Consider the following 22696-nt stretch of genomic DNA (forward strand, 5'->3'; position numbering starts at 1 on the left):
CGTTAGGTTCCCGATCTGCCGTCTATTCTCGATGGCGCCTCAGGGTGTAGAAATTTGGTTCGACCAACTCGGATGACCGGCTTGCCGGGGTGGATCGCCCACCGCCTGTTTGCGAACTACTGGTTGCTGGCGGTATGCGCCGTGGTCGGCGCCATTCCGGTGGCCCTCGGCATTCTTTGGCTCGACCGGGAAGGCGGCACGGCATGGCTGTTGGCGCGCGACCTGGCGACGGTCGAGACCTCCGATACGGCCAAGGATTTCGTGGGCGTTGCGGCTGGCATCAACGCCGCTTTCATTACACTGTACTTCTCCATCACGCTGATCGTGCTGAGTTTAGCAGCGGGCAATCTAGGCGTGCGCCTGATCGACCGCTGGGTCGAGCGCCCCCTCGTTCGAGTGAGCATCGCGGGCCTATCATTCTGCCTCATCGTCTCGCTCGTCGCGATGCTGTCGATCGATGCGGAGGCCTCGCTGGAGGATACGCCGCTGCTGCTGGTGGGTACGGTACTGTTCCTCCAGGCCGTGAATGTCGCGATGCTCGCGGTGTCGCTGCACGACCTTGCGCGCACGATGTTCGTCGACACTTCGATCGACAGGCTGGCGAACGATTGTGAGGACCGCAGCCTGTCCCTCACGGGTGTCGAACCTGTCGGCGACAATCTGGCACATAGCTGCCACGCACCGCGCGAAGGCTATGTCGAGGACGTTGATATCCAGAGCTTTTGCAAGGCGTTCTCCGGCTCGCAGAAACGCGTCATGGTTCATGTCGCGCCGGGACAGCATGTCATGAAGGGCGAGCAGCTCATCAGCTCGGAAGCCGAGCTCGACGGCCACGATATCAATCGGCTTATCCCGATCGGAGCCTATCGGTCGGACAACCAGGGCGTCGTCTTCCGCATCCGGCTAATCGTCGAGATCGCCGCACGCGCGCTGTCGCCGGCGATCAACGATTTCTACACGGCATTGACCTGCGCCGACAAGCTGGCCGCGATCATCGAGAGCCAGACCAGTACCTATATATCCGATGACCATGTGCCCGCTCTGGAGGGCGAGGATTGGCTAATCCTCATCGGCCAGGATTTCCGCGGCCTGTTCGCCGACCCGCTCAGCGCTTTCCGGCAGGCTGCCTGCCAGTACCCATCGGTCAGCGTCCGCATGATCGACAATTATGCGCGGATTGCCGAGCGGAAAGAGGCGGACGGCGCAAGCGGTGGCCTCGTCGATATGCTGCGCCAGCTGGCACTAGACCTCAGCGACCATGCCGTCGCCGTTGCGCAGTTCGACAAAGACCGCCACGACATTCGCGAGGCTTTCGCGAAAGGTTTCGCGCAGCAGACCGGCACAGAAGGGCACGAATGACTGCAGAGATCCGCTTTTTCTGGTCGCGACTGAACGCCAATTACTGGTTCTATCCGGCGCTGTTTTCCATTCTCGCCGCGATCCTCGCCTTCGCGATGGTCACGATCGACCGGCTGGGTTTTGCCGAATTCCTGAACGATATAAGCTGGATCATCCCGGCGCGTCCCGATGGCGCCTCCACCATGCTGAGCGTGATGGCGGGCAGCATGATCGGTGTGGCCTCGACCGTCTTTTCCATCACCATCGCCGCCGTCGCCTATGCCAGCGGCAATTACGGCCCGCGCCTGCTGACCAATTTCATGGAAGATCGCGGCAACCAGCTGAGCCTCGCGACCTTCATCGGCAGCTTCGTCTATGCGCTGATCGTGCTGCGCGCGGTGCGGGGCGAGGACGAAACAGCAGCCTCGATCGAAACCGCCGGGGCCACCGCCCTGCCCGGCTTCACACCGCAACTGTCGCTGCTGGTCGCTTATGTCTTGATGGCATTATGCGTCGCGGTGCTCGTTTTCTTCCTCAACCACATCCCGTCCAGCATTCGCATCAACAAGGTGCTGAAGGGGATCGGGGAGAGGCTGCTGGAAACCATCAAGGATACCTACCCGGTCGAAGACGAGTTTACCGATCCCGTCGAGCCGAAGGGCGGCGAACCGCTGGAGGCTTGGAAAACCGGCTATGTACAGATGATCGATTTCTCCGATCTTGCGGCCATCGGGAAAGACTCAGGCTGCACTTTTTCGCTGAGGGTCCGCACTGGCGACTTCGTGCATCCCAAGATGGTGTTGGTAGAAGTCGACGGCTGCGACCCGGACAAGGTCGAGGACCGTGTCCGCGAAAGCTTCACGCTTGGCGCTACGCGCACGCCGGAGCAGGATCCGCAGTTCCTGATCGACGAGCTGGTCGAGATCGGCCTGCGCGCATTATCGCCCGGCATCAACGATCCGTTCACCGCCATCACCGCGCTGCACTGGCTCGGCGCGGCAACTGCCGAGATCGGGCGGCGGGACCTGCTCAAGCATATCTGCGGCGACGATGAGGATGGGTGTCCTGTCATCCCCCTGCCCGACGATTTCGCGCACTACGTAAAGCGCGGCTTCGGCGCGATCCGCAGCGGCGTGGCGACGTCGCCGCTGGCGGCGGAGGTCATGCTGGATACGCTTGCCCACGCCGCTGTGCCGATCGGCGACGAAGGACGGCAGGCCCTGCTCAAGCAGGAGGCGGAGCGGCTTGCGGCGCAGGCGCGACTGGCGCTCGCCGGCCCGGACCTCGAACGGTTCGAAACTCACGTGACCGAGTTCAACAAGACCTTCTGGTAAGCGGCTAGCGCACCTGCCCGACCTTCGCGGGCGTTTTCGCGAGCACCAGCGCGGCGCCGACAAGTGCCATGCCGAGTATGTCCAGCGGCACGAGCAACTCGCCAAACGCGAGCCAGCCGACCAGCCCTGCCAGCGCCGGCTGGGTCAGCAGGGCCATGCCGATAATAAGCGGCGGGAAATGGCGAAGCGAGAATACTAGTAGCCCTTGCCCGACGATCTGGCTGGAAAAGGCCAGCAGCAATACCGGCGTCCAGCCCGCCGGTCCCGGCAGGATCGGCTCGCCTGCCAGCACGGCCATGCCCAGCAGCAGCGGGGATGCGGCAAGGCCGACCAGCACGAGCACCAGCCACGGGTTCAGCGTCGCCCGCGCCGTCTGTGCGGGCAGCAGGTAGAAAGCGTAGAAAATGCCGGCGGCAAGACAGAACAGATCGCCGACGAAAGTCGCCGTCGAAATCTCGAGACTGCGCCCGAGCAAAATCGCGGCACCAACCAGCGCAGCAAGCACGCCAGCCCCTTCGCGCCCCGAAGGCGCGCGGCGGGCAGCCACTAGCCCCCAGACCATCAGGATGACGCTGCCCGAATTGCCGAACAGCGTCGCATTGGCGAGCCGGGTCTGCTCTATGCCGATATGCCAGCTGGCGAGATCGATGGCGAAGAATGCGCCCGCCACCAGGCACAGCGCGGCCAAGCGCCAGTCCAGCGGAGCCTTCCCGCGGGCGCGCCATGCGAGCAGGGCCATCAGCGGAAGCGCCAGCACGAGCCGCCAGAATGCAGCGGAAACCGGTCCGGTATCGGCCAGCCGCACCAGCCAGGGCCCCAGGGCCAGCGCGGCGTTGCCCGCGATCAGCGCCGCAAAGTGCCATGCGCTGGGCTGATAGCCATTCTTGTCCGCCGTGACGGTTGCGCGCTCCATGCCCGCGACCTAGCTCAATGCCCATCACGCGCCAGCAAAAAAGGAATTGGCCGCATGCACGAAACACTCTTCCAGCCGCTGACCATGGGCAGTCTGAAGGCAAAGAACCGCATCTTCATGGCCCCGCTAACTCGCGGCCGCTCGACCCAGCCCGGATCGGTCCCCAATGAAATGATGGCGACCTATTACCGCCAGCGCGCTGGCGCGGGGCTGATCATCTCCGAAGCAACCGGCATCAGCGTGGAAGGCCTCGGCTGGCCGGCCGCGCCTGGTATCTGGAGCGACGGACAGGTCGAAGGCTGGAAACTGGTGACCGATGCAGTCCATGCCGAAGGCGGGCTGATCGTGTTGCAGATGTGGCACATGGGCCGCCTCGTCCACCCGCTGTTCCTGGGCGGCAATCCGCCGGTCTCCGCCAGCGCGACCACCGCGCCGGGCCATGCGCATACGTTCGAAGGCCGCAAGGATTACGAGCAGGCGCGCGAGGCGACGACCGACGACATCAAGCGCATCGTCGAGGATTATCGCCACGCCGCGGAGAACGCGAAGAAGGCGGGCTTCGACGGCGTTCAACTGCACGGCGCGAATGGCTATCTGGTGGACCAGTTCCTGCGCGATAGCACCAACCTGCGCGAAGACGAGTATGGCGGCAGTGCCGAAAACCGCGCGCGTTTCTTGAAGGAAGTGCTGACCGCGCTGGTCGATGTGTGGGGCGCGGACCGCGTGGGCGTGCGCCTGTCGCCCAATGGCGAAACGCAAGGCTGCGACGACAGCGATCCGGCGACGACCTTCGGTGAAGCGGCCAAGGTCTGCGAAGAATTGGGCCTCGCCTTTGTCGAACTGCGCGAGCCGGGACCTGACGGGACCTTCGGTTCGACCGAAGTGCCGAAGCAGAGCCCGCTCATCCGCCAGCTCTACACGGGCCCGCTGGTGCTCAACAGCGACTATTCGCCCGAAGAGGCAGTGGCCGATATCGACGCCGGACGCGCCGATGCCGTCAGCTGGGGCCGCGATTTTATCTCCAACCCCGACCTGCCCGAACGCTTCAGCATCGGGGCCGAGATCGCACCGAATGTCGATGTGCCGCGCAGCTGGTACGGCCAGGGACCGGAAGGCTATGTCGATTATCCGACGCTGGCCGGGGCCGAAGCGGCGGAATAACGCCTATTCTTCAGCGGGTTCTTCTTCGGACTCCTCAGGCGCGGCGGGGGCTTCTGCTTCCGCCGCGCTTTCGCTTGGCGCTTCGGTTGCCGGTTCCTGCGAGCCACCAGCGTCCGAACCATCGCCACTGTCCGGACCCGGGTTTTGCGGCGCGGATTGCGATTGCAACTGGTCGAGCGGGATCATGTCGTCGCTGATCGTGCCGCCCAGCACCTCGCCGCGTGCACCGCGCTCGTCGCCTTCGGCCGGAGCTTCGGCGGCATCGTCGCCACATGCGGCCAATCCGAGCGCGCACACAAGGGCAAGCGGAAAACCTCGGGTCATGGGAGCGCACAGTCCTTTCCATCCAGCGCGGCGAGAAAATCGCCCAGCCGCGCATGCAATGCCGCATCGAAGGCCTCCGGCGCAAGCTCGATCCCGAGCCTTTGCAGGCTGGTGACGCCGAATTCGTCGATCCCGCAAGGAACGATGCCGGTGAAATGCGTGAGGTCCGGCGCGAGATTGACCGAGAAGCCGTGCATCGTCACCCAGCGCCGCACGCGCACGCCGATTGCGCCGATCTTCGCCTCGCGCCCGTCGATGTCGCGCGTCCAGATGCCGATGCGGCCGTCCGCGCGCCAGCTTTCGACACCGATGTCGCCGAGCGTCGCGATCACCCAGCCTTCCAGCGAATGGACGAAGCAGCGCACGTCGCGCCCGCGCTCTTTCAGATCGAGCAAGACATAGCCGATCCGCTGGCCCGGCCCGTGATAGGTGTAGCGCCCGCCACGCCCGGCCTCGACCACTTCGAAACGTGGATCCAGCAGTTCCGCGCCGTCGGCGCTGGTCCCTGCCGTGTAGACCGGCGGGTGTTCGAGCAGCCAGACCAGTTCGCTCGCCTCGCCTTCGCCGATGGCGCGATTGCGCTTGTCCATCACCGCGAGTGCATCGCGATAGGCGATTTGGCCGCTTTCGGCACGCCATTCGACGGTTTCGGGGGGCGATTGGGACATCGGCGATTGCGTGGCGACTGCCGACGCGCTTATCAAGAGGCGATGACAAGGGATCGCATGAAATTCGACCTCGACACCGCATGGCGCGATGCCGTGCGCCTCGCCCGCGAAAACTCGGGGCTGCTCTTCGCGATCTCCGGCATCTTCGTGTTCCTGCCCTACGCGGTGGCGATGCTGTTGCTGCCCGCCGTGGCGGAGCGTCCGGACCTGCCCGATGGGGCGAGCTTCGAGATGGCGATGCAGGCGATGAATGCGTTTTACGCCAAGACCTGGTGGATCTTCGCGATCATCGCGGTGGTGGCCACCATCGGCCAGCTATCGATGCTCGCGTTGATCGGCCGCCGCGCGAGCCCGACCGTCGGCGAGGCTATCGGGATCGGCGGCAAGGCAATCCTCCCCGCATGGCTGGCCCTGATCCTCCAGTCGCTCGCGATCAACTTCATCGTGCTGCTGATCGTCTCGCTAGCCAGCCTGACCGGGCTCGGCGCGCTCGCATTCGTCGCAACGCTGTTCGCTTTCGGGCTCGCCCTCTACCTGTTCACCCGGCTGTCGCTTGTCTTGCCGCTCGTGGCGGTCGACGGGGAGAAGAACCCGATCCGCGCGCTGACCGGATCGTGGGCGATGACCAAGGGACAGGGTGGGCGCCTGCTGGCTTTCTACTTGCTGCTTGCCGTCGGCGCATTCGTCGCGCTGCTCGTGGCGCTGCTGGTGGTCGGACTGGTGCTGTCCATCGGCGGGCCTACCGTGGCGGAGATCGGCAATTCCATCGCAACGGCAGCAGCCGTGACGGCGATTGTCGTGCTGACCACCAGTGTGCTCGCCGCAGTGCATCGTCAGTTCCGGCGGCTGGAGCGCTCCGGGCCGAGCGTGCCGCCGACCGCCTGAGCGCTGATTAGCCCTTCGGTTCTTTCCAGCCCCAGAACAGCTGGCAGGGCAGCACGTTCAGCGGCTCGAACCCGCTCTCGATCCGCTCGAAATGCTTGGCCATGTAATCGCGCGCCTTGCCGGAGAACTGGTAGACCAGGAAGGCCCCGCCGGGCCGGATGATGCGATAGGTCGCCTCGGCGATCGCCGGTCCTACGCCATCCGGCAGGGTCGAGAACGGCAGGCCGGACAGCACGTAATCGGCGTGGTCCGCGCCGTGCGCCTTGACGATATCCTCGACATCGGCAGCCGAGCCGTGGACCGCGTGAAAGCGGCTGTCGCGAAAATGCTTCTTGAGATAGTCGATATAGAGCGGGTTGGTATCGATCACGATCAGGATGCCGTCGCGCGGCAATCGGTCCAGCACCGGCTGGCAGAAGGTGCCGACGCCGGGCCCGTATTCGACGAAAACTTTGCATTCGTCCCATTTCACCGGGGCGAGCATCTTGGCGATGGTAAATCGCGAGGAAGGGATGATCGAGCCGACCATCTTCGGTTCTTCGAGGAATCCGCGGAAGAACACGCCGAACTGCCCGAAGAAGCGCGCGGCTTTCCGGCGGAGCGACGGGCGGTGGATTGCGCCTACACTGTTATCGGACGACAATTGACTTCCTTAGCGACCTCTAAAACACATCCCCGGCTCTGGCAGCGCAGGAATGGCATTGCAAGCGCATGTCCCGTTGCAAGCTGGCGAGACTGGGCCTAGCGCAGCACATTCATGGCCGATGTCGATCCCGCCAAATCCGTAGCGCCCGCCAAGCCCGCCATGCCGCGGGCCATCTCGCGCGAGCGGATGACGCTGCTATTCACCGTCATGCTGGTGACGGCAGCGGGCAATACGGCGATGCAATCCGTCATGCCCTCGATCGGCACGGCGCTGCAGATCGACGATGTGTGGATCAGCCTCGCCTACAGCTGGTCGGCGTTGCTCTGGGTGATCTGCGCGCCGTTCTGGGCGGAGCGGTCCGACCGGCGTGGGCGCAAGGCGATGATGGCGTTGGGGCTGACCGGCTTCATCGCCAGCTTCTCGCTGTGCGGCGCGATGCTGTGGCTCGGCCTCTCGGGCTATCTCACGGCCTTCTGGGCACTGCTGCTGTTTGCCGTCGCACGGAGCCTTTACGGTGGCTTCGGCAGCGCCGCGCCGCCTGCGGTGCAAGCCTATGTCGCCGCGCGCACTCCGCGATCCGAGCGCACGCAGGCGCTCTCGCTGATCGCCTCCAGCTTCGGCCTCGGCACGGTGATCGGCCCCGCGCTGGCCCCGCTGATGGTGTTGCCCTTCGTCGGGCTAACCGGCCCGTTCCTGATCTTTTCTGTGATCGGCATCCTCGCGCTAGTCGCCTTGCGCCTGCGACTGCCGAACGACACGCCGCAGTACCCCGCGCGCGGCAAGGCCTATGACGCACCCTATTCCGGCAGCCCGACATCGGAAGTCTCCGGCAGCGACGACGAAGACGAGGACGAAGACGCCGTCGAACCGCACAAACTGCGCTGGTTCGAAACGCGGTTGCGGCCTTGGGTCATAGCCGGCCTGCTCGGCGGGCATGCGCAGGCGATGGTGCTGGGTATCTCGGGCTTCCTCGTGCTCGATCGCCTCGGCCTTCGGGACACGCCGGCAGAAGGTGCCGGGCCTGTTGGGCTGGTGTTGATGGCAGGAGCGATCGCGACCTTGCTCGCGCAATGGGGCCTGATCCCGCGATTCGATCTCGGCCCTCGCGCCGCCACGCTGTCCGGCATTGCAGTGGCCGCTTTCGGGGTCGCCTTCCTCGGCGTGGCGGACGATCTCCATTCGATCGCGCTGGCCTATGCCATCGCCTCGCTCGGCTTCGGCCTGTTCCGGCCGGGGACGACTGCCGGCACATCGCTTGCCGTGACGCGCGCCGAGCAAGGGCAGGCTTCCGGCGTGACCGCCTCGGTTGCAGGCGCGAGCTTCATCTATGCTCCTGCGCTAGGCGTCTGGCTTTACGGCCACTCCGACTGGCTCGGCTTCGGCCTCATCGTGGCGCTATGCGCCATCGTCTTCGCCTATGGCTGGGTCAGCCTCCAGCACGACAGCGCGCTGACCAAAGATAGAAACTAGGCTTAGTCGAGTGCGGAAAGCGCATCCGGGTTTTCCTCGCTGGGTGCGCCTTCGACATCCGTCGAAGACTTGCTGTTCCGTCCCGCTCCCCCTCCCGACCACCCAATCAGTATAATGCCATGGGTGGTCTGGAGGGGGAGCGGGACGGAACAGCAAGGTCAGGACGGATGTCCTGACCGCACCAAACAAAAACCCCCTATAAAATCTCCAGCACCGTATCCTGCGGCCTGCACAGGCGCGCGCCCTTGTCGGTCTCGACCAGCGGGCGCCCGATCAGAATCGGGTCGGCGACCATCGCGTCGAGGATCGTGTCGTTGTCGGCATCGGGCAGGCCGCGCTCCGCCGCGTCGGTCCCTCGCATCCGCAAGCCCTGCGCCGGAGAGATTCCCGCATCGCGATAGAGCTGCGCCAGTTTCTCCTTCGTCGGCGGGTCCTTGAGATACTCGACCACGGTCACATCGACGTTCGACAGATTTTCCAGAATCGCTAGTGTCTTGCGCGAAGTGCCGCATTTCGGGTTGTGCCAGATCGTCGCCTTCATCTCTAACCTCTCCTGCTCGAGCGTTTGCGCGGTCCGATTAAGCGACTGTTGCGATCAGTGAAAGTGGCGCTTGCGATTTTTCCGTCGGCAGAAAGCGCTTTTGCGGTTGCGAATGCGAATTGTTCTCAATAGCAGGGCCTCTCAGATTGAGAATCATTCGCAAGAATAGAAAGCCTACTTTATGAGGATCGTTTCCACCCGCGCTGCCCTTCTTATCGGCAGCGCGACCGCATTCGCCGCTACGCCCGCGCTCGCCGACGAGCAGCCCGACCGCGACTATCTGCCCAGCGACATCGTCGTCACCGGCGACGCCGATGGCTACGGCTCCGACGATGGGCTGACCGCCACCAAGACCCCCACCCCGCTGATCGACGTGCCGCAGGCCGTCACCGCGATCACCCGCGACCAGCTGGACGACCAGAACGCCACTTCGCTGAACGAAGCGCTGCGCTTCGTACCCGGTGTCAGCCTGGAGACCGGCGAAGGCCACCGCGACGAGGTGTTCATCCGCGGCCAGGAAACCACCGCCGACTTCTTCATCGACGGTCTACGCGACGATGCACAATATTACCGCCCGCTCTACAATGTGGGGCGCGTCGAGGTGCTCAAGGGCGCCAATGCCCTCATCTTCGGCCGCGGAGCCGGTGGCGGCGCGATCAACCGTGTCAGCAAGAAGGCCGAGATCGGCGACCTACGCCTCGCCGGGGCCGCCAGCGTCGACACGCACGGCGCTTTCAGCCTCGCCTCCGACATCGGCTTGCCCGCAGGTGACGCGCTCGCCCTGCGCCTCAACGCGACTTACGAGGAATTCGACAACCATCGCGATGTCTACGAAGGCCGCTTCATCGGGGTGAGCCCGACGGCGACCGTAGGCCTCGGCCCGTCCACCGAACTGGTCCTCAGCTACACCTATGACGACGACCAGCGCGTGGTCGATCGCGGCGTGCCGTCTTTCCTGGGCCGCCCGCTGACCGGCAATGACGAGACCTTCTTCGGCGATCCCGACTACAATTACAGTGACGTAGAAGCGCATATCGCCCGCGCGCGTATCGATCACGATTTCGACGGCGGCCTGAGCGCCAATGCCACAGTGCAATATGCGCATTACGACAAGTTCTATTCGAATATCGTGCCCTCGGGCGCATCGGACACCGATGGCGACGGCATCGCGGATACCGTCAGCCTGGGCGGTTACGAGAGCGGCACCGTGCGCGAGAACCTGATCGGTCAGGCCAATCTCGTCTGGGAAGGCAACACCGGCAGCATCGGCCACACGCTTCTGGTGGGCGCGGAATTCTCGCGCCAGGACACCGATGCCGATCGCGACCGGGCGATCTTCGGCGAACCGACCGACGTTCCGCTGGCCGACACGATCTTCGTGCCGCCTTTCACGCTCGACTTCCAGCGCGCCTCGACCTCCGAGCTGTCGACGCTATCGTTCTATATTCAGGACCAGATCGACTTGGCTGACTGGCTGCAGGTCATCGTCGGCGCACGCTATGACGAGTTCGATCTCGAGAGCTACGACATCGGCAACGACTTCTTCGGCTCGCGCAAGGACGACAAGATCAGCCCGCGCCTGGGCGTGATCGTGAAGCCGCAGGACAGCCTGTCGATCTATGCCAGCTATTCGGAAAGCTTCCTCCCCGCCTCCGGCGACCAGTTCACCGTGCTGGACGACACCAGCATAAATCTCGAGCCCGAAAGCTTCGAGACTTGGGAAGCTGGCGTCAAATACGCCCCGCGCGCGGACCTGCTGGTGACCGCGGCCGTCTTCCGGCTCGACCGCAAGGACACGGCTTTCACCGATCCGGTGCAGAATGTGGTGCTGCAGACGGGCGAAACGCGCGTGCAGGGCTTCGAGGCCAGCCTTGCCGGATCGCTCACCGACCAGCTGCATGTGAATGTCGGCTACACCTATCTCGACGGCGAGATTCGCTCGGCGACCAATTCCGGCGGCATCGGGACCGAGCTGCAGCAGCTGCCGGAACACCAGATCGGCGCCTGGGGCCGCTACGACTTTACCGACAACCTCGGTGCAGGCGTCGGCCTGGTCCACCAGTCGAGCCAGTTCGCCAGCTTCAGCAACGATGTGGTCCTGCCGTCCTACACCCGCGTCGATGCGGCGGTGTTCTACACGTTGAACGAACGGGTGAGCCTGCAGCTCAATGTCGAGAACCTGCTCGACGAGGAGTATTATCCGAGCGCGCATGGCGACAACAACATCCAGCCGGGCAAGCCACTGACCGCCAAGCTGGGCGTGCGCTTCGAGCTCTGATCGCAGCGCCGATACCGGCTTTCCTACAGGAGCGGCGGCGGGCTAGGCTTGCTGCCGCTCTTTGTCATGGCCGGTCGAAGCAGGGTGGCGATGCAACACCCCCCCCCGGGGGGGGGGGGGGGGTATGCGCCGGTGTACCGCCCGCACTCTGGTATGATCGTTTAAGTAATTCAGTGGCTTGTCGTGGCTTTCGCAAGGCGACAGGGTGTCGCCTTTGTCGCCTATCTGTCGCCCGGTATCAGTCCTGCGGCGCGCTGATGGCGGGTACATCGCGAGCCGCGTCCTCGACGCTGATGCCCGGCACCGGCGCGGCGCTGATCCGCTCCTGCCGCCGGGCGACGCGTCCTGCCCGCTCGATGGCGCGAACCAGTCGCGGATAGACGCCGCAGCGGCACAGGTTCGGGATCGCCGCCTTGATCTCCGCCTCGGATGGCGACCCGCTCTTCTCCAGCAAGGCGCTCGCCGCCATGACGATGCCGGGCGTGCAGAAACCGCACTGGATCGCCTGCTCGGCCACCAGCGCCTGCTGCACCGGGTGGGTGCGATCGCGGCTCAGCCCCTCGATCGTGGTGATGAAGCGCCCTTCCGCTTCGCCGATGGTGATCAGGCAGGACCGCAGCGCCTCGCCATCGACATGCACCATGCAGGCCCCGCAATCTCCCTCGCCGCAGCCATATTTTGTGCCGGTGAGGTTGGCCGCATCGCGCAGCGCCCAGAGAAGCGGCGTGTCGGGATCCATGCGGAACCGCACTGGCCTGCCGTTGACGGTCATGCTGGTCATGGATGCGCGCTTTGCCTTGCGGGTGAACTGGACGGCCGCGCTATCGCACGGTCGGTCGCACGCGGGCAAGCGGCGCAGCGCATTTCTCCGCTAGGCAATGCGCTCGCCCCCAGCTAGGCGCACCGGCGATGAGCGAGACGGCCAAACTCACCACCGGGAGCATCCGCGGCCACCTCGTCAGCCAGACTGCGCCGATGATCATCGGGGTCGCCGCGATAATGTCGGTCGGCCTGATCGATGCCTATTTCATCGGACAATTGGGCGCGCAGGAACTGGCCGCAGTCGCCTTCATCTTTCCGATCACCATCGCGCTCTCCAGCCTCGGCGTAGGCGTCATGGTCGGGATCAATTCGGTAATCGCCCGCGCGCTGGGCGAAGGGGACCGCGATCGTGCGGAGCGGCGCGCGAACTTCGGCGCGATCTTCGCGCTGGCGATCGGTGTGGTCATGGGTCTCCTGCTATTCGCCATGCTCGATCCGCTGTTCCAGCTGATGCAGGCATCGGACAATCTGCTGCCGCTGATCCGCGAATATATGCAGCCCTATGCGCTGGGCTTGCCGGTCCTGCTGTTGCAGATGGGGCTGAACGGCGTGCTGCGCGGTCAGGGTGAGGCGCGCAAGACCAGCTATGTCTCGATCACCTATTCGGCAGCGAACTGGGTGCTCGATCCGATCCTTATCACCGGCGCATTCGGTTTCGGCGGCTTCGGGATTGCCGGCGCGGCCTATGCCACGATTGCCGGGTTCTTCATCGCCATCCTCGTCGCGCTCTACCTGATCAAGGGCGCGCAACTGCCGATCAACCCGGCCACCATCCGCCGCTGCAATGTCGGTGATTCGAGCAAGGCGATCCTTTCCGTGGCCGGACCAGCAGCGTTTTCGAATGCAATCAATCCCATCGGCCTGTCCGTGCTTACCGCACTGCTCGCCAGCCAGGGCGAAGCGGCCGTGGCGGGCTTCGGAGCTGCCGGGCGCTTGCAGAGCTTCGCCACGGTCCCGCTGCTGGCGCTGTCCGGCTCCATCGGTGCGATCGTGGGCCAGAACTGGGGCGCCAACCGCCCCGACCGCTCTCGCCGCGCAATGTGGTGGTCGGCGCTGTTCTGCATCGTTTACGGCCTCGCGACCGCAGTGCTGCTGTTCTTCACCGGCGACTGGTTCGCGCGCTTCTTCACCGACGATCCGTCAGTCGTGGACGAGTTTTCCCGCTACCTCGCCATCGCGGTCTGGGGATATGCCGGCTTCGGCCTGCTGATCGTCGCCAATGGCGCGCTCAACGCGGTCGATCGCGCAGGCGTGGCGCTAGCGCAGAGTGCGGCGCGTGTCTTCCTTGTAATGCTCCCCTTCGGCTGGCTGCTGCGCGGAAGCTGGGGCTCCGAAGCGATTTATGCCGCCGAACTCGCCGCCAATATCGCCGGGGGCGCACTGGCGACTTTCCTCGTCTGGCAGGTGCTGCGCGACCGGTCGGAATCGAGCGCAGTTCCCCAAACCAATCGTTAACCATCTTGCTGCATAGCTGGCCTCCGATCGGATCAGGGGCAGTTTAATGGATGATCTTCTGGCGGACTTCGTCGCCGAAACACGGGAAATGCTGGAAGCCAGCGGCGGGGAGATCGTCGCCTGGGAAGCGGACCCGTCCGACCGCGCGCGGCTCGATACGATTTTCCGCTTCGTCCATACCGTGAAGGGCAATTGCGGTTTCTTCGATTTCCCGCGACTCGAGAAACTGAGCCACGCTGCCGAAGACGCGCTGTCGGAATGCCGCGCCGGACGCCGCGAAGCCGACAACGCGCTCGTCTCCGCCGTACTCGCCATCATCGACCGCATCAGCGAGATGACCGACGCCATCGAAGCCGGCGAGGAATTCCCCGAAGGCGGCGACGACAAATTGATTGCCGCACTCCAGGGCAGCGACGACATCGTCGTCGCCAGCGCCGTGATGCCGGAAGCCGAACCGGCGAACGACCAGCATGCGGGCGAAGCCGACAATGACGAAGGCTCCGACATCGAGAGCTCCGCACCCAAACCCGCCCGCGCTCAGGCCGTACAGCGCTCCATTCGCTTGCCGGTCGACCTGCTCGACGAGGTAATGAAGGGCGTGTCCGACATGGTGCTGGCGCGCAACGACCTGTCGCGCCGCCTGCGCGAGGCCGGGGAACAGCCGACGATCGACGGACCCTTCGATCGCCTCTCGACCATCCTCGCCGACGTCCGCGCGGCGATCACCCGTATGCGGATGCAGCGGCTGGAGCATCTATTCAGTTCGCTCCCCCGCCTTGTCCGCGACCTGTCGAACGAACTCGGCAAGCAGGTCATGGTCGATTTCGAGGGCGGGGAGGTCGAACTCGATCGCGAGATGATCGAAATGGTCCGCGATCCGCTGACCCACATCATTCGCAACGCCATCGATCACGGCATCGAAGGCCCCGGCGAGCGACTGAAAAACGGCAAGCGCGAGATCGGTCTGCTCCGCTTCGCAGCGCGTCAGGCCGGCAACCAGATCAGCCTCGTGGTCTCCGACGATGGCCGGGGCATCGACACCGACCGTCTCGCAGACAAGGCCGTCGCCGCCGGACTCTATTCCCGAAGTGAAATCGACCGCATGTCCGATCGGCGCAAGCACATGCTCATCTTCGAGCCTGGCCTGTCGACTGCCAATGAAGTCAGCTCGGTCTCCGGGCGCGGCGTGGGCATGGATGTGGTGCGCGCCAATATCGAACGCGTTGGTGGCTCCATAGATGTCGTCAGCAAGCCGGGCGAAGGCGCCAGCTTCCATCTCAAGCTGCCGCTCACTCTCAGCATCATCGCAGCCCTTACCGTCGGCGCCGGCGGCCAGCGATATGCGATCCCGCGCAGCTATGTCGAAGAGATCGTCTTCGGCAGCAGCAGCAATGTCGAATTCGCCACCGCCGGCGACCGCCGCCTCGTCACTTTCCGCGACAAGCGCGTCCCCTGCCTCGCGCTGGGCGACATTCTCGGCATCGACGAGATCGACGATGCGGAATGGGACAGCAAGACGCTGGTCCTCATCCGTCTCGCCAGCGACGACGTTTTCGCCCTCGCCGTCGACCGCGTGTTCGACCACGAGGACGTGGTCGTCAAACCAATCGCCCCGGCGGTCATGGAAACCCGGCTCTATGCGGGGACCACCCTGCTCGACGACGGCCGCCCGATGATGCTGCTTGATTTGCCGAGCATCGCGACCAATCGCCTGCACATGGGCGAGGGCCGCACGACCGAGGTTGTCGAAGAAGAGGTCGTCGAAAAGGGCCGCAAGGCCGTGCCGATCATGCTCTTTGCCGGGCTCGACGATCGCAAACGCGCCGTACGGCTCGACATGGTTCGCCGGATCGATACCGTGTCGCGCGAGGCGATCGACATCGAAGGCAATCGAGCGCAGGCCGTCATCGACGGGTCGGTATTCACGCTGCTCGGTCTCGAATTCGGCGAGCTGCCGAAAGACCGGTGCCGCCTGCTGCGCCTGACCGATGGCGAGAGCGAAGTCGTCTATGCGGTCAACGAAGTGCTCGACGCCGCCGATATGGATGGCGAGGTCATTCCTTCGCAGGACGATCCCCTGATAGAGGGCGTGACCCTCGTCGGCGACTCGCTGGTGCCGGTACTCGACGGGCATGCTCTATTCGCCCGCCAGCGCGTCCAGCGGCGGACCGATGATGTGCTGTCGTGCCGCATTCCGGGCGATAGCGACTGGGCGCGTACGATTCTCGAACCGCTGGTCGAGGCAGCTGGATACCGCATCGCTGCCGATGACGGCGAAGATGCCGATGTCGAGATCCAGCTGGCCGAAATCGCACAGCCCGAACAATCCGCCGGCGCCCGCAGCGTCATCCGCCTGACCCAGGATCCGGACAATGCCGGAGCCGATGGCGGTACCATTTACCGCTACGACCGCGACGGCCTGCTGGCCGCGCTCAAACAGGCCCGCCTCGGGAGGACCGCATGACCGATTTGCTGCTCCAATGCCTCGTCGCAGGCCGCCACGCGGCCATCCCGGCGAGCGATGTCCAGTCCGTGATCGAGATCGAGGAGATTACGCCGATCCCGGGAACGCCGGACTTCATTCTCGGCCTCACGGCCCTGCGCAGCCAGGCGTTGACGGTGATCGACTGTTCGCTCGCCCTTGGCCTCGACAAGACGGTTGCAGAAGACGACCAGCGCGCGGCGGTGGTCGAGGTCGAAGGCCATCTCTACGCACTGCTCGTCGATGCCGCCTACGATGTCGGCGAAGCGCTCAGCCAGCCGGTGGCCGTGCCCGGCGGTTTCGGCGCCGGATGGCAACGCGCCGCCCGCGGCATGGTCGAGACCGAGAGCGGCCCCACCCTACTGATCGACACGTCTTCGCTCATAGCAGGCCCGATGGAAGAGGCCGCTTAAGCGAATAGTTACCCCTCGGGCGGTACAAGGGCCCGAAACACACGAGGTCCAATGACATGAAAACCTGCCTGATCGTCGATGATTCGCGCGTCATCCGCAAGGTATCGCGCCATATTCTCGAAACCCTCGATTTCGAGGTCGAGGAAGCCGAGAACGGCAAGGAAGGTCTCGATCGCTGCATGGAATCGATGCCGGACGTGGTCCTGCTCGACTGGAACATGCCGGTAATGACCGGCATCGAATTCATCACCCAGCTGCGCCAGCGCGACGGCGGCGACAAGCCGAAGGTCGTCTTTTGCACCACCGAAAACGACGTGGCGCATATCCGCGAAGCGATCAGCGCAGGCGCCGACGAATATGTGATGAAGCCGTTTGACCACGAGACCCTGCAGATCAAGCTCCAGCTTGTCGGCATGGCCTGAGGAGGCCGTCAATGAGCGCAGTGCTTCGCAGCGAGAGGGCCGATCCCGCCGCATCGGGGGGCCGCAAGGTCCGGGTGATGATCGTGGACGATTCGCTGACCGTGCGAACCGTCTTCACGCGCATGCTCCAGAAGGAAAAGGACATCTGCATCGTCGCCACGGCCAATACGGCCGAACGCGGGCTCGACGAACTGCGCACGCATGAAACCGATGTGATCATGCTCGATCTCGAAATGCCCGGGATGGGCGGGATCGAAGCGCTGCCGAAAATCCAGCAAGCCGCGCCCGGGGCCGAGGTCCTTGTCATCTCCTCGCTGACCGCAGACGGCGCCGAGCACACCGTTCAGGCCCTGTCGCTCGGTGCAGCCGACACCATGCTCAAGCCGCGGCCCGGCGGCTTCAACGACAGCTACCGTGAAGCTCTGCTTGGCAAGATCCGCGCACTCGCCGGCGTCGATGCGGAAGCGCCCAAGCCAGCGCGCCCCGCCCCGGCGCCCGTCAGATCGGGCAAGCGCCCCGAAGTGGTCGCGATCGGCGCATCGACCGGCGGCATCCATGCGCTGAACCTGTTCCTGCGCAAGATCCCGAAGAACTTCGACCTGCCGATCCTGATCACGCAGCACCTTCCGGACAGCTTCATCCCTGTTTTCGCCAAGCAGATGGAACTGGCCGCCGGTCGTCCTGCTGTCCTCGCCGACGAAGGCGTCGAGCTGAAGCGCGGCCAAATCGTCATCGCACCGGGCCACGGCCACATGGTCGTGCGCAAGTCGGGCGGGCGCTACGTCACCGGGCTTGCCTATCATCCGGTGAAGAGCGGTTGCATGCCTTCCGTCGACCCGATGTTCGAATCCCTCGCCGAAGCGTTCGACGGGCGAGTCGCCGCAGTCCTGCTGTCCGGCATGGGCCGCGACGGCACCGAAGGCGCGCAGTCGATCGCGAAGGCAGGCGGCACGCTCTACGCCCAGAATGCCGAGACTTGCGCGGTGTGGGGCATGCCGCGCGCAGTGACCGAGATGGGCCTTGTCGCCGCGGCCAGCCCGCCAGAGGAACTCGCGGAAAAAGTGCTCGCCAGCGTGGGGGCCGAGGCATGGGCGTAGACGACGCGTCCCACAAGATAATCGCCGATCTCCTCGAACAGCGCACCGGACAGCAATTGACAGAAAACCGGCGCTGGCGCGTCTCCACGGCGCTTGCCGGCCTGTTCCGCGAACTCGGCCTCGACAATGTCGATCAGCTGGCCTGCATGCTGGAACGTCCCGGCGAGCACCATCTGGCGACCAAGGTCGTCGAAGCTCTGCTCAACAACGAGACCTATTTTTTCCGCGATCACGTCTATTTCGCGATGCTGGCAAATCAGGTTCTGGGCGATCTCGCAAGCAGGCGCGCCGGATCGAAGCGTTTGCGTATCTGGTCCGCCGGATGTTCGACGGGACAGGAACCGCTCAGCCTCGCGATGCTGTTCTGCGAACAGCCCGGCCGCTGGCAGGATTGGGATATCGAGATACTTGGAACCGATATCTCCGGCAAGGCGATCGCGTCGGCGAAGACCGGGTGCTACACCCAGTTCGAGATCCAGCGTGGCATCAGCGTCGCGCAAATGCTCAACTTCTTTACCGAAACCCCGCGCGGCTGGCAGGCCAACGACAAGATCAGTTCGATGGTCCGCTTCCAGCAGCACAGCATTCTCGACCACCCGCCCCATCCGGGCCAATTCGATCTCGTGCTATGCCGCAACGTGCTGCTCTACTTCGACACGGACATCCGCCGTACGGTGTTCGACCGTCTGGCCAGCGCGACAGCCAGCGACGGTTTGCTGATGCTCGGCGCCGGAGAATCGGTGGTGGGCCAGACCGAACGGTTCGAGCCTTCGCCATGGGGGTCGTCACTTTACCGGCCGACTTCCGTCCATGCTCGCGCCACCCGCACGTTCCAGCACCGGGCCTCCGCGTGACGGACAAGGTAAACGCGGCTTCACCAATCCTTAGCGAATGACCGCTATCGCCATGTTGCAGAACATCGAACGGTTGCAATCGGGGGCATTGGTGGAAACTCGGCAGGATCAGGCTGTCAGCGACAACAGGGCTATGGTCTTCGGGCCACTGGTAATCCTGGCCGGTATCTTCCTGACGACTTTTGCGCTCACCATGGCGAGCAGTCGGCTCGGCATCGGCCAGCCCATGGCCATCCTGGCGACCGGCACCGTTATTTTCGCTGCTGCGGTCGGCTTGCTCGCTTATTCGGGCATCCGCCACCTGCGCCGGGCGGAAATCTTGAGCATGAGCGACAGCTTGACCGGCCTGCCCAATCGCCGCGCGCTTCACCGCGATATGCAGCGCAAGGCGCTGAGCGGCGAAGAGGTCGCCCTCGCCCTTGTCGATCTCGACGGGTTCAAACTCGTCAACGATCACTATGGTCATTTCGTCGGCGATGCAGCGATTCGCGAATGTTCGCGCATCTTCGTGGAGATGACCGAAGGCGAGGCGACGATCTATCGGCTCGGCGGGGACGAATACGCCGTCATGGCCGCAGGTCCCCTCGCGGGCACCTTGCTCGAAGGGCTGTGCCGCCGGATCGTCGAGCGACTGGCCAAGCCCGTCAATGTCGACGATCGCCGCCTGACCCTTGGTGCCAGCATCGGCCTGGCACGCTGCAATGCCGGGGATACCGTCAGTTCCTCCGAATTGCTGCGCCGCGCCGATGTGGCCATGTATGCCTCCAAACGTGGCGGCAAGATGCGCTGCACCTGGTTCAATCCGGCCTTCGACAAGAGCCGCGAGCAGATCAAGGAACTCGACGACGAATTGCGCCTAGCTCTGGCGCGTGACGAGTTTCGCCTGAATTACCAGCCGCTGGTGGACAGTACCACGCGCATGGTCGTTGCGGTCGAGTGCCTGCTGCGCTGGGAGCGTCCCGACGACAAGCCTATCGGCCCGAATGTCTTCATTCCGGTGGCCGAGGAAAGCGGGCTGATTAACGCGATCGGCCTATGGGTCCTGCGGCAGGCCTGCATCGATGCGTTGGCCTGGGACGACATCACCTTGTCGGTCAACATCAGCGCGGCGCAGCTTCGCAATCCCGAATTCCCGGTCCAGCTCGGCCATATCCTCGAGGAAACCGGCTTCGATGCCGAACGGCTCGAACTCGAGATCACAGAAACTTGTCTGGTGCTCGATCCGGTCGTTGCCGAACGCAGCCTTGCGCTCATCCGGGGGTTCGGCGTGCGCATCGCCCTCGACGATTTCGGGACCGGCTATGCCTCGATCGGCTTCCTGCGCCAGTTCCGCTTCGAGAAGCTGAAACTCGATCGCAGCCTCGTCGTGCAGGCCGGCGAGGACGACGGCAGCCGCGCGATGATGCTGTCCAGCATCACGGTCGCACGGGCCATGAAAATGGGCGTCACGGCCGAGGGCGTCGAAACGCAGGAACAGGCTGACATGGTCCGCGCTGCCGGCTGCGACCAGATCCAGGGCTGGCTCTACTTCAAGGCGATGCCGGCCGGTGAAATCGGGCAGCATCTCGGCCAGCCAGTCCAATCCATGGTCGCAGAAACTCCCAAGGGTAAAAAAGTAGCATGAACGCTCTTTCCGAAGCGAGCGGCGACTTCGTCGCCGAATACGAGGTTATGCCCGAAGAGGTTTTCGGCGAAAAGCTAGAGCCTGCCACTTTCGAATCCACCGACGTCGAACAACAAGTGCGCGGCATCAGGGGCTGGATGTATTCGAAGACCGTCGGTCAGAAACTCGATGCCATCGCCTGGATCAACATCGCTGCCGTGGCGCTTATTCTCCTCTCGATCCTCGGAGGGGGCTGGTACGCAGTGGAACTGCGCCAAGAACGGATCGAAATCTCCGAGGCAACCTACGATTCCGCCCAGATGGTGGCGGAAATCGGAGACGCTCGCCTGTTCGTCCAGCACTATGCGGTCACGGGAAATCCGGAGGATCTGGCCGCAGCGCAGGACTCGCTGCGGCAAGCCGATAGGACGCTTCGCGAGATCGAGTCGCACGCGAACGAGATAGCTCCGACGACCATCCCCGTGATCGACGAACTCAATGCTTCGCTCGCCGCCCTCGCCTCGCGCGTTGCCGCTGCCAGCAATTCGCGCGGTTCCCAGGAGCAATGGCTAGCGTTCTCCGACAGCGTCTTCGTCGAAGGTGACGATATCATAGCAGCGGCCCGCGACCTGCGCGACGAACTGGTCGCGGTGGGCGAAGCCGAAGATGACAAAGCCCGATCCGGCATCGTCATGCTCTTTGCCCTGTTCTTCGTGATGTGCGCAGGCGGCGCAGTGCTGGTGCTGTTCAGCAACCGCTACATCGGCGGTGATCTCTCGCGCTCACTCGGCAGGATCAGCGATGTTGCGACGCGCCTCGCGGCGGGTGAAAAGGGCATGCACATCCCAGGCACAGGCCGCCCCGACGAGATCGGCGACCTTGCGCGATCTTTCGAGGTATTTGCGCAGTCCGCGCAGGAATTCGAGCAACTATCCGAGGAACGCGCAGCTCTGCGCGCGGAGCGCGGCAAGGAGATGCAGCGCGTCGCGGATCGTTTCGAAACGACTGTCGGCAAGGTCGTCGGCGGCGTGGCGAGTGCCTCAAGCCAGCTCCAGCGCACGGCAGGAGCGATGAGCGAAACCGCCCACCGCACATCGCAGGAAGCAGGCGAGGCGGCGCGCCACATCGCCGAGGCTTCGACCGGAGCAACGGCGGCGGCTGCCGCATCCGACGAATTCGCAATGTCGATCGGCGAGATCAGCAGGCAGGCATCGCATTCGGCCGAACTTGCACGCCAGGCCAACGACACCGCGAAGGGTGCGGACGACACCATTTCCGCGCTGTCGACTTCAGCCGACGAGGTCGGCGCGATCGTCGAACTGATCCAGTCCATCGCCAAGCGCACCAATCTCCTTGCTCTCAACGCCTCGATCGAGGCGGCGCGTGGCGGGGAGGCGGGCCGCGGTTTCGCGGTCGTCGCCAGCGAAGTAAAGGAACTTGCGGCGCAGACCAGCCGCGCCACCGACGACGTGGCCGCCCAGATCCGCGCCATGCAGGACTCCACCGGTGCCAGCGTCAGCGCTCTACGCGCCGTTGCGCGCCAGATCAGCGAGATTGAAACGACGGCGACTTCGATCGCCAGCGCAGTCGATCAGCAGTCGGTGGCCGGCCGCGATCTCGCGCGCAGCATCGACATGGCGGCGCGCGCCAGCGATGATGTGTCCCGCCATGTTTCGCAGGTCCGCGAGACCTCGCTGGAGACCGGAGCCGCAGCAAGCCAGGTGTTGAGTTCGGCGAACGATCTGGAACAGCAGGCGGCCGAGCTACGCCAGCAGGTCGCCACATTCCTCGGGCAAGTCCGTCAGGGGTGACCGGAAAGAGCCTCCGATCTGCGTTGCTGCCGACGCGACCGTCGCAGCTTTTGAAAACAAATCGCCGGTCTTGCGCACCAATCGCCTTGATCACGGCGCCACGCGATCGAGACCGAATTCTCACCGCTTAACCATTTCGCAAGCGCTCCTGTCTTACAGTTAGCAACAGCTTAATGGGA

20 protein-coding genes are annotated in these 22696 nt (G+C 64.3%); 14 read left to right on the forward strand and 6 right to left on the reverse strand.

The window, feature by feature from the left end:
- Nucleotides 1-72 precede the first annotated feature (72 nt).
- Entirely contained in the window at nt 73-1359 is a 1287-nt protein-coding gene (locus ACSH0F_RS00170; protein ID WP_435198767.1) for a DUF2254 family protein, read from the forward strand.
- A complete protein-coding gene (locus ACSH0F_RS00175; protein ID WP_435198769.1) occupies nt 1356-2672 on the forward strand; it encodes a DUF2254 domain-containing protein in 1317 nt (438 codons plus the stop codon). Before ACSH0F_RS00170 ends, ACSH0F_RS00175 begins: the two co-directional genes overlap by 4 nt.
- A 4-nt stretch (nt 2673-2676) precedes the next feature.
- On the opposite strand, the gene ACSH0F_RS00180 is transcribed toward ACSH0F_RS00175, so the two are convergent.
- Nucleotides 2677-3585 (reverse strand): DMT family transporter, encoded by a 909-nt coding sequence (locus tag ACSH0F_RS00180; protein WP_435198771.1) that lies wholly within the window; start codon nt 3583-3585, stop codon nt 2677-2679.
- A 54-nt stretch (nt 3586-3639) separates the two neighbouring features.
- Here ACSH0F_RS00180 and ACSH0F_RS00185 point away from each other — a divergent pair, with 54 nt between their 5' ends.
- Complete coding sequence (locus ACSH0F_RS00185; protein WP_435198773.1) at nt 3640-4746, forward strand: alkene reductase; 1107 nt, start codon at nt 3640-3642, stop codon at nt 4744-4746.
- Nucleotides 4747-4749: 3 nt separating this feature from the next.
- Here ACSH0F_RS00185 and ACSH0F_RS00190 read toward each other — a convergent pair whose 3' ends face one another.
- Together ACSH0F_RS00190 and lipB are read right to left on the reverse strand one after the other, a co-directional pair.
- A complete protein-coding gene (locus ACSH0F_RS00190) occupies nt 4750-5070 on the reverse strand; it encodes a hypothetical protein (RefSeq protein WP_435198775.1) in 321 nt (106 codons plus the stop codon).
- Nucleotides 5067-5738: a lipoyl(octanoyl) transferase LipB gene (lipB, locus tag ACSH0F_RS00195; RefSeq protein ID WP_435198777.1), complete on the reverse strand. Its 672-nt coding sequence runs from the start codon at nt 5736-5738 to the stop codon at nt 5067-5069. The genes ACSH0F_RS00190 and lipB overlap by 4 nt, the downstream gene beginning before the upstream one ends.
- Nucleotides 5739-5780: 42 nt before the next feature.
- Here lipB and ACSH0F_RS00200 point away from each other — a divergent pair, with 42 nt between their 5' ends.
- The gene (locus ACSH0F_RS00200; protein WP_435198779.1) at nt 5781-6623 is read left to right on the forward strand and encodes a hypothetical protein; all 843 of its coding nucleotides are present in this window, start codon (nt 5781-5783) and stop codon (nt 6621-6623) included.
- Nucleotides 6624-6630: 7 nt separating this feature from the next.
- Here the strand turns inward: ACSH0F_RS00200 and ACSH0F_RS00205 are convergent, their stop codons facing one another.
- A complete protein-coding gene (locus ACSH0F_RS00205; protein ID WP_435198781.1) occupies nt 6631-7266 on the reverse strand; it encodes a class I SAM-dependent methyltransferase in 636 nt (211 codons plus the stop codon).
- 114 nt (nt 7267-7380) lie between these two features.
- Between ACSH0F_RS00205 and ACSH0F_RS00210 the strand changes: the two genes are divergently transcribed.
- Nucleotides 7381-8739, forward strand: coding sequence for an MFS transporter (locus ACSH0F_RS00210; RefSeq protein ID WP_435198783.1), 1359 nt, complete (start codon nt 7381-7383; stop codon nt 8737-8739).
- Nucleotides 8740-8935: 196 nt separating this feature from the next.
- Here ACSH0F_RS00210 and arsC read toward each other — a convergent pair whose 3' ends face one another.
- Complete coding sequence (arsC, locus tag ACSH0F_RS00215) at nt 8936-9280, reverse strand: arsenate reductase (glutaredoxin) (RefSeq protein WP_435198785.1); 345 nt, start codon at nt 9278-9280, stop codon at nt 8936-8938.
- Nucleotides 9281-9461: 181 nt separating this feature from the next.
- On the opposite strand from arsC, the gene ACSH0F_RS00220 reads away from it, so the two are divergent.
- Nucleotides 9462-11558, forward strand: coding sequence for a TonB-dependent receptor (locus tag ACSH0F_RS00220; protein ID WP_435198787.1), 2097 nt, complete (start codon nt 9462-9464; stop codon nt 11556-11558).
- Between the two features lie 238 nt (nt 11559-11796).
- Here ACSH0F_RS00220 and ACSH0F_RS00225 read toward each other — a convergent pair whose 3' ends face one another.
- Nucleotides 11797-12339 (reverse strand): (2Fe-2S)-binding protein, encoded by a 543-nt coding sequence (locus ACSH0F_RS00225; RefSeq protein WP_435198789.1) that lies wholly within the window; start codon nt 12337-12339, stop codon nt 11797-11799.
- A 128-nt stretch (nt 12340-12467) separates the two neighbouring features.
- Between ACSH0F_RS00225 and ACSH0F_RS00230 the strand changes: the two genes are divergently transcribed.
- Genes ACSH0F_RS00230 through ACSH0F_RS00265 form a run of 8 tightly spaced genes read left to right on the forward strand, consistent with a single transcriptional unit; the run spans nt 12468 to nt 22517 of the window.
- On the forward strand, nt 12468-13835 hold the full coding sequence (locus tag ACSH0F_RS00230; RefSeq protein ID WP_435198791.1) for an MATE family efflux transporter: 1368 nt from the start codon (nt 12468-12470) through the stop codon (nt 13833-13835).
- 46 nt (nt 13836-13881) lie between these two features.
- Nucleotides 13882-16299: a chemotaxis protein CheA gene (locus tag ACSH0F_RS00235; protein ID WP_435198793.1), complete on the forward strand. Its 2418-nt coding sequence runs from the start codon at nt 13882-13884 to the stop codon at nt 16297-16299.
- Nucleotides 16296-16730, forward strand: coding sequence for a chemotaxis protein CheW (locus tag ACSH0F_RS00240; protein ID WP_435198795.1), 435 nt, complete (start codon nt 16296-16298; stop codon nt 16728-16730). The genes ACSH0F_RS00235 and ACSH0F_RS00240 overlap by 4 nt, the downstream gene beginning before the upstream one ends.
- Before the next feature lie 56 nt (nt 16731-16786).
- On the forward strand, nt 16787-17152 hold the full coding sequence (locus tag ACSH0F_RS00245; protein WP_278327583.1) for a response regulator: 366 nt from the start codon (nt 16787-16789) through the stop codon (nt 17150-17152).
- A gap of 11 nt (nt 17153-17163) precedes the next feature.
- Nucleotides 17164-18249 carry a chemotaxis-specific protein-glutamate methyltransferase CheB gene (cheB, locus tag ACSH0F_RS00250; protein ID WP_435198797.1) on the forward strand — a complete coding sequence of 362 codons (1086 nt, stop codon included), beginning with the start codon at nt 17164-17166 and terminating at the stop codon, nt 18247-18249.
- The gene (locus tag ACSH0F_RS00255; protein WP_278327585.1) at nt 18240-19103 is read left to right on the forward strand and encodes a CheR family methyltransferase; all 864 of its coding nucleotides are present in this window, start codon (nt 18240-18242) and stop codon (nt 19101-19103) included. Before cheB ends, ACSH0F_RS00255 begins: the two co-directional genes overlap by 10 nt.
- Before the next feature lie 37 nt (nt 19104-19140).
- Nucleotides 19141-20727, forward strand: a complete 1587-nt coding sequence (locus ACSH0F_RS00260; protein ID WP_435198800.1) for a putative bifunctional diguanylate cyclase/phosphodiesterase — start codon at nt 19141-19143, stop codon at nt 20725-20727.
- Complete coding sequence (locus ACSH0F_RS00265; protein ID WP_435198802.1) at nt 20724-22517, forward strand: methyl-accepting chemotaxis protein; 1794 nt, start codon at nt 20724-20726, stop codon at nt 22515-22517. The genes ACSH0F_RS00260 and ACSH0F_RS00265 overlap by 4 nt, the downstream gene beginning before the upstream one ends.
- Nucleotides 22518-22696: the final 179 nt, after the last annotated feature.

The organism is Qipengyuania sp. 902, from assembly GCF_051195295.1.
Lineage (GTDB): Bacteria > Pseudomonadota > Alphaproteobacteria > Sphingomonadales > Sphingomonadaceae > Qipengyuania.